Here is a 13,781-nt window from a genome sequence, read left to right as displayed (position 1 = left end):
CTTGCCTCGTTGGGTTCACTCGGGGGTCGCAGCGTCGTCCTGGGCCGCGTGCTTGCGGTCCCAAGCCGCACGCTTGTGCTTGATCCACGGCTTGTATGGCTGCTTCTCGGGCAGCGGTGTCAGCCCGTGGCGCTCGCGGATCCAGTCGGGCAGCTGGCCCATGATCGCGCCGGCGCATCGCTCGGTGTACTCGATGGTCTCGGTACCCTCGCGCTCGAGCACCTGCTCGGGCGAGTACCAGCCGTGCTGCCGCACCTGCTCGGGCGAGGGGATCTTGTAGGTGATGCGCACCAGCTCGACCTTGGTCGGCGCGATCCCTTCGTGCTCGAGTGCCCACTGGCGACAGTGGTAGCGCGCGTACCACTTGCGGTACCACTCGGTGGGGCCCGACTCGCCGCCGATGATGCGGCGGTTCATCTTGCGCATGCGGTCGTTGAAGATCCACGGGATCGGCTTGCGCTCCGACGCGTAGACGTCGCTGCGCATGTCGTAGACCTCGCCGTCGGCGTCGGTCACGAGCACCTTGAGGAACACGTTGCTGCGCGGGGGGTTGGGCGCGAACATGCCCCAGCTCTGATCGGTCTGCGTGATCGTGAGCCACTTGGTCCACACGCCGCGGGCGGGCTCGCGGAACGACTTCAGGCAGTCCTTCTCGGGCAGCAGCCAGGTCGCGACCCCGACCACGTGCCACACCAACAGCGAGCCCATCAGCAGGCGGCCGATCGGGCCATAGCACCACGGCGGGGTGTCGGCGCCGGTGCGGCGGCCGTCTTGCGCGGCGCGGCCGCGCTCGCGCAGGCCGACGGCGAACAACATCGCGGCGGCGCCGATCCAGGTCCACCACCACCACGTCAGCTCGGTGGTCGCGCGCAGCACGATGCCGAACACCACCAAGCCCAGCGCCGCCAGCATCGCGCCGGTGGGCAGCGTGGCGGTGTCGCGCTGCAGGTGCGGCAGCTGCTCGTCCTCGGCCGGGAGCGGCGGCGCGCCGGCGATCACGTCGGCCGGCATCGGCACGCCGAGTCGGTGCACGCGCTTGCCGAGGCCCCGGAGGATCTGCGCGACCTCGAGGCCGGTGAGGAACGGAATGCAAGCCGACAGCATGCCGGTCTGGAAGTGCCCGACGTTCATCATGAAGAACACGTGGGACTGGAACACGATGGCGAGGAACAGCCACACGCGGCGCCCGAGGAACCAGGTCGCGAACCACCGGGTGTCGAGCACGTAGGTGCGCGAGAGCTTGCGCCCGAACAGCTTGGAGACGCGGAACGGGTTGTTCGCGAAGCGCCACCACAGCCAGCCCAGCAGGGCCATCGCCGCGGTCCAGCCACCGATGAAGTACTCGACGGCGAATGGCGTGAAGTGGACCGGCCACGAGACCACGCACAGCATCAGGCTCGCGAGCGCGATGCCGGCCCAGCACGCCCGCACCGCCCACAGCCGCGTGCCCGTCAGCTTCGGCAGCCGCTCGGCGATGGCCCAGCGTGCGACCATGCCGACCACCACCAGCGGGAACAGCACCTCCCACCAGTGCGTCACCCACGTCATCATGCGCATGACGTTGGTGCCGAGCACCGACGACATCGGCTGCGGGTAGAAGCGATAGAAGTGGTCCATGTTGAGCGCGTAGTAGAACGCGTCGCCCTTGGCCCACACCGCGCCGTTCTTGACGATGCCGGTGTACGTGTAGATCGTCGCCAGCTGCAGGATCACCAGGCGCCGCGGCCACGCGGGGATCAAGCGATAGATCGCCTGCAGGCCCTTGGGATGTTCGTCGTCGGGGGCCAGCCCCGCGCCACCGCCGGGGCCGCCGCGCTCGGACAACAGGCCCTGCTTGCGGAGCTTGCGGCAGCGCAGCCAGTTGTCGACGCTGTACGCCTCACCCGAGCGCGCGAGGATCAAGTACGCCAGGAAGCAGCGGTAGACCAGCTCGGTGCCCTCCCAGAACAGGTGATTGCGCTGCATCAGGCTGTTCATGAGCAGGAACGTCAGCACGCCGGTCAGGCGCGTGCGAAAGCCGATCATGAACGAGAACGCCACCAGCTCGAACGCCCACAGATGCACCCAGAAGGCGGTCGGCGTGTCCCAGAAGTAGAGCAGCGAGTACTTGGGCCCCTGCAGGAAGTGGAGGAATCCCGACACGCCGAAGAAGCCCCACGGCTCGGCGTCGGTCATGCCGTCGCCGAAGCCCTCGAACTGCTTCGACGCGAATACCTGTCGTGCGACGTCGGCCGTGAAGATGCCCTCGTCGGTGAACAGGAACGTGAAGTACTCCCACAGCCCGTTGATGTTGCAGATGGTGAAGAACGCGAACGCGATGCGGAACAGCGCCATCGAGCGCGGGTCCTCCTTCGCGAGCCACCACCGCCGCCAGCGGTCGGCCTGGACGATGAACATCACCACCGCACACACGGCGGCGAACAGCAGCCACCACCCCATCGAGGGACCGAGCGGGAGAGCAGCCTCGTTGGGGACCTTGTCCTCGGCGAGCGCGAGCAGGGATGCAGACGACCAGACCACGAAGCCAACCTTCACGACGCGAGCCTTGCGGGCCAGCGCACAACCTGCGGCGCATGGGGGGCTTGCCATGATCGCCGCGCCCGCCAGCTGCGACCACCACGCGTCGGATCGACCCTTGCAGATGCCCGCCTCCCATGACGACCCTGCTCGCACTTCGCTTCGTCGACATCGGCGGCATCTTCGTGATGGCGATCCTCTGGACCGTGCTCGGCACCCTGTTCCTCGCCATCGTGCGGCGCTCGAAGCAGGGCCGCGATCACGACCCGCGCGGTCTGTAGCGCCCTCGGGTGCGTGGAATCGTCCGCGCACGGCGTGCGGCAGGGCCTGCGCGTGCGCAGGCGATGCGCGTGCGTCCGCGCGGCAGCTGACGTCAGGTCAGCTCACTCGATGCTCGCGCCGAGCTCGAGGGTGAGCTGCGTGTGGAGGCTGCGCGCGGGGGTCGGGAGCTTCGCGGGTTCATCGTCGAAGGCCACCGACGCGCGCACGCCCGACAGTCGCGTGAGCAGTGTCGCGATGGGCGACGCTCCCGCCACCGGCAGCGCCGGGAAGCGCGGTCGAAGCTCGGAGCCGTGGAGCGGATCGCCCACGACGCCATCGCGGATCGCATAGTCGAAGCGGCCCTCCGGCGTCACCGGCACGCCACCGAAGTAGGCCCGCGCGAGCGCCTCGAAGCGCGCGGGATCGCTGGCGGTCGGGTCGCCACGTAGGATCGCCTCGGCGAACGCCCGCGCCGAGATCTGGCCCTCGAGGGCCTGGCCCTGCAGCAGCCACAGCAGCGCGTGCGACAGCGCGTGATCGGGCACCACGCGGGCCTCGATCGCGAACTGGGTGCCGTCGGCGTCGACCCCGAGCGGGCGTCGCTCGGCGTCGGCGAAGCGATCGATCAGCGTCTCGAGGGTCGAGCGCTGCAGCGCCAGCACGATCGCGCCCGGGGTCTGCGCGTAGTAGATCGCGATGGTGTCGGCGTACTCGGCGAAGGTGCCCTTGTCGGTCACGCCGATCCGCACGATGGGTACGTCGTGGTGGGTCGCGACGCTCTCCCAGCCGATCGACCCGGGCGCGACCTCGTTGAGCAGCGTGCGGGCGGCCGCGAGGGTCGCGACCAGGCTCGCGGGGTTGCTCACCTCGGCGGCGGCGTACAGCGGCAGCCTGCCGACCCGTCGCGCGAGCTCGCGGTCGCGCGGCTCGGCGGCCGGCGGCTGCCAGGCCAGCTGGACGCGCGCGTCGGTGGCCGACATCAGCTCGAGCAGGCCCGCGCGATCGAGGCCGCCGACGGCGACCCAGCCACCGAGCCAGCCGAGCCCGAGATCGGCCCTGCCGGACATCGAGCCCGCCATGCGGTCGAGATCGCGCCGCAGCGAGGTGTCGCGACCGACCGCCCACACCGCTTGCACGCCGCCGTCGATGGCGGGCACGCGCACGCGCTGCTTGCCGACCACCTCTTCGATGTCGCGGTAGTCGGTGCCCTCGATGAGCGGCAGCACGCGCACGTCGAGGTCGGCGCGATCGCCTTCGAGATCGAAGCGCACGGCGATGGGGTCGATGAACTGGCGCCAGTAGTCCTGATAGCCCCGCGCGAAGGTCTCGTAGGCGACGCGCTCCTCGGCGGTCGCGTGGGTGACGGCCGGCAGATCGATGCGCGGGGTCAGGGTCTCGGGCGAGCCCCAGTCGGAGTGTGCGGCACTGCCGGGCGCGAACTGGATCGAGGTGCCATCGGCATGCTCGAGCTCGTCGGCACCGAGCACACCCGCGGCGATCATCTCGGCGGTGTCCGCCGGCGCGCGGCCGTTCAACCACCCGTACAGCAGCGCGGCGTGGCCGGGCACCGCGAGCTCCGCGAGCGCTTGCATCCGGCGGGCCTGCTGGATCTTCTGCGCCGGACCCACGACCTCGGCGACGAAGCGATCGCCGATGAAGGCCAGGCCGTCGTGGGTGCCGGGATCCCGCGCGAGCATGTACTGCAGGTCGGGCTCGTCGGCGAGCCGGGGCTTGCGGCCGTCGATGCTGTCGAGCACCCGGCGACAGGCGGCCTCGCTGTTCGACACGATCGCGAGCGTTCCGACCTGCGCGCGGTGCTGCCGGACCAGCCCCGCCGGGTCGGCGTGCACCGTGATCACGTGGCCCTCGTGCTGGAGCTCGCGCTGCGTGACGCCCGGCACCTCGCCGGACCAGGTCGCGAGGTGGCGCGAGAGCTCGGTCTCGAAGGCGGCCTGCGAGGCGACGTCGAAGACGAACGTCACGTCGCTGCCCTCGCGCAGGTAGGGATCGCTGCCCACGATCGCGACCCGCGAGATCACGGTGTGACCGAGGGCCTTGGCGAGGCCGCTGCGCCCGAGTCCGAGCTGTCGCTGGTAGCGACCGGCGAGGTCGCGCACGAGCGGACGCTCCTCGAAGGCGTGCGCGACCGGGGTCAGCCACGCGTCGGCCTCGTCGAGCACGCGCAGCATGTCGCGGATGTCGTCGAAGCGGACGTACCAGAACTCGGCCGGCGCGGCGGCGGCCAAGGGCTCCGCGGTGGGCTCGGCGCCCGCGGGCAGGCCCGCCCGCATGGCGGCGAAGGGGTGGTCGGCCAGCGCCGGTGCGGCGATGTCCGCGATCGGAACCTCGCGTTTGCCCTGGGTCGCGACGGTGCGCAGGCCCTTGTCGTACTGCAGCGCCTCCTGCAGCGAGGTCGCGGCGGTGGTGGTGTACATCAACGCGGTGAAGTCGTTGCTCGGGCGGCGCACGTCGACCGCGGTCGCGACCGCTGCCGCGGCGGCCTTGGTGCCGAGCAGGGCGGCATGCACCCGCGCCGCTGCGAACGCGTGGAACGGCGACTCGAAGCGGGTCTCGAAGCCACGCCCGCGCAGCTCGCTGGAGGCCGCCGCCGCGAATGCGGCCGGTAGATCGGGTGAGCTCGTCGGCGTGCCGGTGACGGTGAACGACCGCGTGCTCCATACGTTGCCGCGGCGCGAGCCACCGAAGAGGGTCCAGTCGTTGCGCTCCCAGCGGCTCGACCACAGCGTGCCGGTCAGCGCCGTGGCGGCGGTGCCGGTATCGCGGCGGCGCACGAACACGCTCGCGCTGCGGCCCTGCACCTGCGTCGCGGTCCAGATCGACGCGTCGGCGCCGAGCACCGCGAGCTCGGGCGTGTCCTCGCCGACCACGCCGTCGATCGACAGCTCGAGGTATTGCACGCCGCTGCGATCGGTGAACTCGCGTACCGCGGTCGCGGTCACGGCCGGCAGCTCGATCGGCGCGCGCTCACCGGTGCGCAGGGTCGGCAGCGTCTCGTCGGGCGGCGTCGCGGTCGCGGTCGCGGCGGTGCTCGTCGCGCCGGCCTTGCCCTCGGCGGGTGCGGGATCCGTCGCGGGCGTTGGTTCGCCCGCGGGCGGATCCTGGCGGCAGCCGGTCGCGAGCGCGATGACGAGCAGGGAGGGGGACAGCGAGCGAAACACCCGACGCGACATGTCGCGAGAGGATGCCAGCTGCCCGTAGGGCAGGCCCAATGAATCGTCTGTGAACCACCGCGGCGCGCAATGGATCGAGTGCCCACGGCTGCCGCCCGCTCGTCAGGGTGGCTCGGGCGTCGGGGCATCGGATGTCGCTGGCCGTGCAAGCCCTGCGCGTGCGAGAGTTGGCGAAGCGGCGCAAGGGTCGAGACGCGCGCACGCGGAGGATCGACGTCATGCGCAGCTTCACGGTACTGGCCCTTGGTTTCGCGTTCGCCTGTGGTGGTGACGATGTGTCGGCGCAGGACGGCACCGCCGAGGGCGGTGCCACCACCCACGACGGCAGCGGTTCGTCGGGCGGCAGCGGCAGCACCGGCGCGAGCGCCAGCGCCACCGGGGCGAGCATGGGTTCGACCGCCGCCGACACCACCGCCGCCAGCAGCGACGGCGGTGCGATCTTCGACGTCGGCGTCAACGAGACCGGCACCACCGGTGCGCTCGACTGCTGCGGGCCCGCAGACTTCAGCTACATCTGGATCGCCAACAGCACCCAGAGCACGGTCAGCAAGATCAACACCCGGACGATGGTCGAGGAGGGCCGCTACCTGACGCGCGCGACGCTCGGGAACCCCTCGCGGACCTCGGTCACCGTGGATGGTCGCGCCGTCGCGGTTGCCAACCGCTTCGGCGGCGTCGTGAAGATCTACGCGCGGTCCGAGGACTGCGCCGGCGGCAACACCTCCACCGGCGCGGCGGACATCAAGCCGTGGGGCACCGACGACTGCGTCGCCTGGTACACCGACTTCCCCGAGGCCACCAGCCAGCGCCCGGTCGCATGGACCACCGGCGTGCTCGACGACGCGACCTGCGAATGGAAGGACCAGAAGCTGTGGACCGCCGAGGGGCGCGGTGGAACGCCCGACTCGGGCATGTGCAGCGCCAACTCGGTGTGGGTCCATCGCCTCGACGGCGAGACCGGCGTGGTCGAGGACTCGATCGAGCTGCCTTACCCGTGCACGACCTTCGGCTGGTACGGCGGCGCCGTCGATTCCAACAATGATCTGTGGCTCACGCGGCTGTTCGAGAACACCCCCGGGGCCGTGCGCGTGCACTTCGACGATCTCACGTGGGACGAGGCGCCGCCCTTCTATGGCTACGGCATCACCGTCGATCACAACGGCATGATCTGGGGGGCGACCGGCGTGCCCGGCAAGTGGGACCCGGCAACCTCGACGTGGACGACCATCGCCGGCTCGATCAACAACTACGGCGTCGGCCTGGCCGAGGATCCCACCGGCTTGATGTGGGTCGGCATCGTCGGCGGCGTGCAGGCCATCGACGTCGAGACCATGGCGCTCGGGCCGAGCGTGATGTTCCCCGGCGAGACGGCGCAGTGCAAGGGCATCAGCGTGGACCTCGACGGCTACGTGTGGGCGGTGCCCGACTCGCAGGACCGTGCCTACAAGGTCGACACCACCGATCTCAGCTACGACATGTTCAGCGGCCTGCAGGGCGCCTACACCTACTCGGACATGACCGGCGGCGCGATCAACTCGGTCGCTTGCAACCCGCCGGCGGGCTGATCGACGAAGCTGCGTCGGCCCCTAGCGAATGCAGCCGACGCGGAGCATTCGCAGCTCGGCGCTGTCGTCCTCGAAGCCGGCGCGGTACAGCACCCACGCCTGGTCGCCGTCCGTCGCCGGCACCCCCCTGGCCTCGTACAGCGACGGCAGGCCGTCGTCGACCAGCTCCCAAGCGATCGGCGAGCCGCGATCGTCGACCGCGAACCACGCGATGATCTCGTCGGGTGGGGCGTAGGCGTTGCCCACGACGATCGCGCCGCCCGGCCACGGCTCGAGGCGCAGCTCCGAGTAGCGCGCCGGCGGTACCTCGACCGGCACGAACGCCTCCGTCACCGCGCCGGTGGGGTCGACGACGATGCGGACGATGCCCTCGGCGTCGCCATCGGTGAGCCAGATCCACGCCGATCCGTCCGGCGCAGCGGCGATCACGGGGTCGCGGAGATCCGCCGACGAGAACAGCTCGCTCGGCGCCATCAACGGCTCGCCCGCGAGATCCAAGCGCCAGATCGCGAGACCACCGCCGGCGAGCCCCACGATGAGCGTCACGGTCTGTGCCCCGACCGCGAACCGTGGCGGCACCGTCAGCTCGCCGTCGAAGGCGAGCAGGGTCGCGTGCTGCGAGATCAGCGACGCATCGGCGACATCGAGGGTCACCTCGAACTCGAAGCCCGAGTTGTCGGTCCACGCGAACAGGTGATGGCTGCCGGTCCACACCCCGTCGGGCGCGACGGCGCCGCAGGACTGGCCCAGCTGTGTGCGCACGACCTCGTCGACGATGGTCTGTCCGCTCGCGTCGACGATCCGCGACATCGCGAGATCGCCGGTGCCGTCGCGGCCACAGTACGTCAGCAGCGCGCCGCCCGGGGCCGCGTGGGTGGTGCCGTGCAGCGAGATCAGTCGCTCCCACGGCACGAAGGGTTCGCCTTGGACGACGCCGTTGCGATCGACCCGAACGCCGCGCACGTTGGGCGAAGGCGGCGTGCCCACGAACGGCCCCAGCCACATCGCGAACAGGCCGGTCTCGTCGACCACCAGGCCCAGCGGCGAGCTGAAGCTCGGGCTGTCGGTGATGACCCACGGCCCGCCGTCGCGCGCGATCGTGCCGCCCTGCTCGCGGCAGCTCGGGGGTGGCGGCGGCGGTGGGCCGGAGGTGTCGGTGCTGCTCGCGCTCGGATCGACGCTCGTGCCGTCCGCGTCCGCGTCCGCGCGCCCGATCAGCTCGGTCCGACCACACGCGCACGCGAGCACGAACACAGGCACGGCGCGCGGCAGCTGCACGTCGCAACGGTAGCAGGTACGGCCGAGGGCCGTGGCCGCTGGCGACGCGGACCGGGTTGGGCGATCATCCGCCGCGATGTCGCGTACCCCACACGGCTGGACGATCCTCGATGGCGACGCGGGCGTGCTCTCGTACACCTACCCGTTCAGCCGCAGCGGCACCTCGAACGCATTCACGGCGCGGTTGGCCAGCGGGGGCTTGCTGGTGATCAGCCCACCGTCACGCATCGGACGCGAGGTCGCCGATGACCTCGCGCCGTTCGGCGCCGTCGAGGCGCTCGTCGCCAACAACGGCTTCCACTACCTGGGCATCGGGCAGTGGCGCGAGCTGTTCCCCGCCGCGCGCGTGTTCGCGGCCGCCGGCGCGCAGGCCCGCATCGCGAAGCGCTCGCGCGACGCCGGAGCATTCGAGTCACTCGAGGCGCTGGCGCCGTTGCTCGCCGATGGCGTCGCCGTGGTCGAGGCGCCCTCGAGCAAGTGCGGCGAGACCTGGGCGCGGGCGCGCATCGCTGGCGGACACGCGTGGTACGGCTCGGACCTCTTCGCCAACATGCCCACGCTGCCCGGCAACGTGCTGGTGCGCCAGCTCTTCAAGTGGACCAAGAGCGCGCCCGGCTACGCGCTCTTCAACCTCGCGCACAAGATCATCTTGAAGGATCGCAAGGCGACGCTGCGAGCCCTGCTCGACGACGTTCGTCGCTCGCCACCGACGGTGATGGTGCCCGCGCACGGCGACATCGTCCGCGGCGACGGCGTCGGGCGCGACACCGAGCAGCTGTTGGCCGCCGCGCTGGCGTGACGCGGTCCTCCGTCGCCGGCGACGGTGAAGTGCGAGATCACAGCGCCGCGGGCAGGTCGGCGTCGAGCAGCACCTGGTAGAGCGCCTGGTGCCCGGCTTGGTTGGGATGGTTCTCGTCGGTGAGGAACAGCGTCGCGTCGGCGTAGCCGTCGTCGCCGACCAGCGCCGCGAAGAAGTCGAGTGCGTGGTCGCCGAAGGTCGTCAGCACGGCATCGCGCATCTCGGGGATCTGGGCCAGCTGCGCCGGATCGGCGGTCGCGAAGCGAGGCAGCGGCGTGCTGAACCACACCGGCACGCCGGCGGCTTCGGCCGCGTCGTGGATGGCCGCGAGGTTGGTCATGATCTGCTCGGTGCTCGCGCCCGCGCCCAGGTGATACGCGACCAGCACCGCGTCGGGTGTGTCCGCGAGCGCCGCGGTGATGTTGTGCATGGGATCGGGCGCGGCGTAGCCGGGCGGATTCTGGCTGCCGGTCGGCATGCCTTCGAAGCTCGAGGTGCCGGGCACCGCGAGGTTCACGACCGACGAGCCCGGGCGATCGATCGCGAGCTGATCGGCGAGCAGCGTCGCGAAGGGCTTGTTGCCGGGCGCGCCGCCATACTGCGGCTGGTCGAGGTTCTTGCCCGCGGCGGTCGAGGCCCCGATCACCACCAGGTCGAACGGCGCATGCTCGTCGATACCGCCGCTCGAGCCCGCGTCCTCGCTGCCACCGTCACTCGAGTCGCCCGATGCCGCGCCGGAGCTTCCGCCGTCGGAGCCGGTGCCGGTGCTGCCTTCGGCCGACGCGGAGCTCGTCGTCGCGGTGGCCGACGCCGCGGTCGATCCGGCGCTGCTCGAGCCGGCGGTGTCGCTGCCGTCGTCGCCCGTGCTGCCCTGCGAGGGGCCCGGGGCATCGGCACAGGCGGCGGTGAGCGAGACGAAGAGGGCAAGCGAGGCGCGGCGAAGCATGGCGCGCGGGAACTGCAAGCGTGGGACCAGCCTGGGCGCGCGCGCGGGCGTGGGGCGAGCGGCAACCCGGTTGCACCCTTCGCTAGAACTTGCGGGCCGCGGCGCCGCGGCGGCGGACGTCGGAGCCATAAAGCTTGCACCGAAGCCCTCGGCCGGACGTACATGGCGGGGATGCTCCGAACCAGCCGATGGCTCCTGCTGGCGTCGCTCGCGTGCGAGTCGACCACCACCACCGCCCCGGGGCCGGCGAACTCGCCGGCCGTCGACGCGGCTCCGGGCGCGCCCGCGGCCGAGAGCCCGAAGGTCGCGACGGCAGCCGAGGTGTTGCCCCCCGTCGCGCCCACGATCGCGCCGCCGCCGGCCCACGCGACCTGCGGTCCGTTCGACTCGCGCTCGTTCGCCGCCGCGGATCGCAAGCTGCTCGACGATCGGCTGCGGCTGCGTTTCCTGCCCGGCGGCGAGGTCAGCGACAGCCGCGAGTCCGCGCGCATCGAGGTCGTGCGCGACGGCGTCACGTTGTTCGTCGGCGCGCGCGAGCGCTTCGCCCGTGGCGACGATCGCTTCGAGCAGCGCGCCACCAAGGTGGTCGAGTTCGGCGGCGGCTACGATCCCGCGGTCGTGCCCGGCCGCGACGGCAAGGTATCGATCGTCACCGGCTTCGTGCGCGAGCCCGATCCCGCGCAGGACATGGTCGCCGTCGCGCACGGCTACTTCCTCGATCCCAACCGCGACGTGCTCGACGTCGCGGTGTTCGTGTCACCCGTGGTCGGTGATCCGCGCTCGTGCCACGACTTCGCGAAGCTCGTGCTCGGCACCGTGACCAACGGCGAGCGCCGCTTGCCCGCCGACGCGACCGCCGAGGTCACGACCAGCGTCACCTACGCGAGCTTCCGCCATCGCCTGCCGCCCGGCTGGCTGCTGCTCGACACCGAGGGCATCGAAGACTTCGCGCGGATGCAGCTGCGCCGTCGCGGCAGCTTCCCCGAGGCGACGGTGTCGATGACCATCGGCGTCGACGCGCACCCCGGCGACTGGCGCACGCCCGGCAGCGCCGAGTCCGGCCGCGGCGGCACCGTGCTCGGCGTGCCGGTGGAGTGGAACCTCACCGCGGGGCTGCGCCTGTCCGGCGCGTGGACGGTCTCGCAGACCCTGCTCGGTCGCGATCACGTGGTCGCATCGATCATTGCCGAGACGCCGGCCCAACGCGACGAGGCGATCGCCGTCGCCGAGTCGATCGTCTGGGTGCCGTGAGCGCACCGCCGCCTACGGCCGGCGGACGAACTGCAGCACGTACTGGTACGGCAGCGTCTGCTCGTCGCGGGCGTGCTCGACGAAGCCGGCCTCGGCGAGCTCGGTGACCATCGTGGCCGCGGCGATGCGGTGGGCCTTCGGTGGACCGGGCGCGTCGTCGGGTGCGTCGGGCTTGAAGTCGACGATCGCGATGCGGCCGCCCTCGCGCAGCTGAGCCTGCAGGCGGGTGAAGAACGCGACGCGGTCGTCCGCGCCGTGGCCGATGTGGTGCACGACGTCGACCAGCAGGATCACGTCGGCGGGCTCGGGCAGCTGCGGCGACTCGGGCTTGCCCTGCACCGCGACGATGTTGCCGAGCTGCTCCCGGGTCGCGCGCTCGCCGAGGTAGCGCACCATGTCGGGCTCGATGTCGGAGGCCAGCACCTTGCCCTGCGGCACCGCGCGCGCCAGCCGGACCGAGAAGTAGCCGGTGCCCGCCCCGACGTCGGCCACGATCGCGCTCGCGCTGAGCCCGAGCATGCCGACCACCGCGTCGGGCTTCTGCCACGCATCGCGGCTCGGATCATCGAACCGCTTGGCCCACTCGTCCGCATGCTCGAACCGATGCGGCATGCCGTGAGCCCCCGGGCCGTGGGCGTGTTCGCCGTGGGCGTGTTCGCCGTGGGCGTGCTCGCCGTGGGCGTGGGCGGTCGGTGCGTCGCTGCTCGGCACCCTCGAGGACGCCGGTGTGCACGCGAGCACCAGCGGCATCGACGCAAACGCAAGTGAGATACGCATGACTCGAATCAACCCTTCATCGCTTCGATGGGCGCCGTGCGGGCGGCACGAATCGCCGGCAGGAAGCCGCCGATGATGCCCATCACGCCGCCGAAGATCAGCGAGCGCACGAGGATCTCGGGCGTCGCATGGAACTCGAACACGATCTCCGAGAAGGTCGTGAAGTTGAGCATCGAGAACTTGACCATGCCCATCGCCAGCGACGCGACGGTGCCGATGGCCCCGCCGAGCAGCGCCAGCAGCACGCTCTCGAGCAGGAACGAGAACATGATCGCCGAGCGCGAGAAGCCCAGCGCTCGCAGCACGCCGATCTCGCGGCGGCGGTGCGCGACCGCGCCGTACATCGTGATCATGCCGCCGATCATCGCGCCGATCGAGAAGAAGACCGCGATGATGGTGCCGAGCGCCATGATGAAGATCGAGGTGTTCTCGGACTGCTTCTTGTAGAACTCCGGCTCCGGCGAGGCGTCGAGCCCGAGCCGCTTGTCCTGCTCGAGCGCGGCCGCGAAGCCGTCGAACACCGCGGGGCTGTCGAGCCGCACGCGCACCGACGACACCACGCCCTCGCGGCCGAACGACTGCCGCACGTAGTCGAGGTCGCCCCACACCTCCGACTCGAACGACGAGCCGTCGGACTCGAACACGCCGACGACCTTCACCGCTCGATTCTTGCGCAGCTCGAGCGACTGCCCCACCTCGAGCCCCTTGAAGCGCCCGACCAGCTTGGTGCCGACGATGACCTCGTCGCTGCCGGCTGCCGCGAGCTTGCCCTGCACCACCTTCACCTCGGGGCGAAACTGCTGCACCTCACTGAGCGGCACGCCGCGCAGCGTCACGTTGCTCTTGCCCTTGCCGTTGCTGAGGTCTTGGAAGAGCACGACGACCGCCTCGGGCAGCACCATCGGTGCCCCGTCGTCGCCCTTCTTCACCCCCGGTGCGCCCTTGATGAGCGTGACCGTGGCGTCCTCGATCGAGCTCGGCATCTCGGAGTCCGAGCCCTTGCGCAGCACGATCGCGGTGTCGCGTCGGCCCGACATGTCGAGCGTGCGCGCGAGCCCCTCGGCGAGCATCAGCGCCGCGGCCAGCACGAACACCACCAGCGCCACACCGAGCGCGGCAGCGAGGGTCGTGGCACGACGGACGAAGAGGTTGCGCACGTTGTAGCGAATCGGAACCATCGCGAAGCCTCGCTTTGT

10 protein-coding genes are annotated in these 13,781 nt (G+C 71.0%); 4 read left to right on the top strand and 6 right to left on the bottom strand.

The features are described 5' to 3' along the window. Window positions 1-15: 15 nt before the first annotated feature. Window positions 16-2,535, bottom strand: coding sequence for a hypothetical protein (locus IPH07_27605; protein ID MBK6921194.1), 2,520 nt, complete (start codon window positions 2,533-2,535; stop codon window positions 16-18). 119 nt (window positions 2,536-2,654) lie between these two features. Here IPH07_27605 and IPH07_27600 point away from each other — a divergent pair, with 119 nt between their 5' ends. Further along, the gene (locus tag IPH07_27600; GenBank protein MBK6921193.1) at window positions 2,655-2,798 is read left to right on the top strand and encodes a hypothetical protein; all 144 of its coding nucleotides are present in this window, start codon (window positions 2,655-2,657) and stop codon (window positions 2,796-2,798) included. Window positions 2,799-2,900: 102 nt separating this feature from the next. Here IPH07_27600 and IPH07_27595 read toward each other — a convergent pair whose 3' ends face one another. Beyond that, window positions 2,901-5,969 carry a hypothetical protein gene (locus IPH07_27595; GenBank protein MBK6921192.1) on the bottom strand — a complete coding sequence of 1,023 codons (3,069 nt, stop codon included), beginning with the start codon at window positions 5,967-5,969 and terminating at the stop codon, window positions 2,901-2,903. Window positions 5,970-6,187: 218 nt separating this feature from the next. Between IPH07_27595 and IPH07_27590 the strand changes: the two genes are divergently transcribed. Next, window positions 6,188-7,534, top strand: coding sequence for a hypothetical protein (locus IPH07_27590; GenBank protein MBK6921191.1), 1,347 nt, complete (start codon window positions 6,188-6,190; stop codon window positions 7,532-7,534). A 21-nt stretch (window positions 7,535-7,555) separates the two neighbouring features. Here IPH07_27590 and IPH07_27585 read toward each other — a convergent pair whose 3' ends face one another. Beyond that, window positions 7,556-8,812: a hypothetical protein gene (locus IPH07_27585; GenBank protein MBK6921190.1), complete on the bottom strand. Its 1,257-nt coding sequence runs from the start codon at window positions 8,810-8,812 to the stop codon at window positions 7,556-7,558. 76 nt (window positions 8,813-8,888) lie between these two features. Here IPH07_27585 and IPH07_27580 point away from each other — a divergent pair, with 76 nt between their 5' ends. Next, a complete protein-coding gene (locus tag IPH07_27580; protein MBK6921189.1) occupies window positions 8,889-9,611 on the top strand; it encodes a hypothetical protein in 723 nt (240 codons plus the stop codon). Window positions 9,612-9,648: 37 nt separating this feature from the next. Here IPH07_27580 and IPH07_27575 read toward each other — a convergent pair whose 3' ends face one another. Then, complete coding sequence (locus tag IPH07_27575) at window positions 9,649-10,557, bottom strand: SGNH/GDSL hydrolase family protein (protein MBK6921188.1); 909 nt, start codon at window positions 10,555-10,557, stop codon at window positions 9,649-9,651. Window positions 10,558-10,728: 171 nt separating this feature from the next. Here IPH07_27575 and IPH07_27570 point away from each other — a divergent pair, with 171 nt between their 5' ends. Further along, window positions 10,729-11,808, top strand: coding sequence for a hypothetical protein (locus IPH07_27570; GenBank protein ID MBK6921187.1), 1,080 nt, complete (start codon window positions 10,729-10,731; stop codon window positions 11,806-11,808). A 12-nt stretch (window positions 11,809-11,820) separates the two neighbouring features. Here IPH07_27570 and IPH07_27565 read toward each other — a convergent pair whose 3' ends face one another. Next, entirely contained in the window at window positions 11,821-12,558 is a 738-nt protein-coding gene (locus tag IPH07_27565) for a methyltransferase domain-containing protein (protein MBK6921186.1), read from the bottom strand. Window positions 12,559-12,593: 35 nt separating this feature from the next. Further along, window positions 12,594-13,763, bottom strand: coding sequence for an ABC transporter permease (locus tag IPH07_27560; GenBank protein ID MBK6921185.1), 1,170 nt, complete (start codon window positions 13,761-13,763; stop codon window positions 12,594-12,596). Window positions 13,764-13,781 lie beyond the last annotated feature (18 nt).

Source organism: Deltaproteobacteria bacterium, assembly GCA_016709225.1.
Taxonomy (GTDB): domain Bacteria; phylum Myxococcota_A; class Polyangia; order Nannocystales; family Nannocystaceae; genus Xiheibacterium; species Xiheibacterium phototrophicum.
Note: the sequence above shows the minus strand (reverse complement) of the source record. Positions and strands in the feature narration are given on the sequence as shown.

Bases quoted from the DNA above. Each gene is read 5' to 3' on its own strand.
- IPH07_27570 (MBK6921187.1), top strand. From the start codon at position 10,729: ATGCTCCGAACCAGCCGATGGCTCCTGCTGGCGTCGCTCGCGTGCGAG.
- IPH07_27600 (MBK6921193.1), top strand. From the start codon at position 2,655: ATGACGACCCTGCTCGCACTTCGCTTCGTCGACATCGGCGGCATCTTC.
- IPH07_27565 (MBK6921186.1), bottom strand. From the start codon at position 12,558: ATGCCGCTGGTGCTCGCGTGCACACCGGCGTCCTCGAGGGTGCCGAGC.
- IPH07_27580 (MBK6921189.1), top strand. From the start codon at position 8,889: ATGTCGCGTACCCCACACGGCTGGACGATCCTCGATGGCGACGCGGGC.
- IPH07_27590 (MBK6921191.1), top strand. From the start codon at position 6,188: ATGCGCAGCTTCACGGTACTGGCCCTTGGTTTCGCGTTCGCCTGTGGT.
- IPH07_27595 (MBK6921192.1), bottom strand. From the start codon at position 5,969: ATGTCGCGTCGGGTGTTTCGCTCGCTGTCCCCCTCCCTGCTCGTCATC.
- IPH07_27575 (MBK6921188.1), bottom strand. From the start codon at position 10,557: ATGCTTCGCCGCGCCTCGCTTGCCCTCTTCGTCTCGCTCACCGCCGCC.
- IPH07_27560 (MBK6921185.1), bottom strand. From the start codon at position 13,763: ATGGTTCCGATTCGCTACAACGTGCGCAACCTCTTCGTCCGTCGTGCC.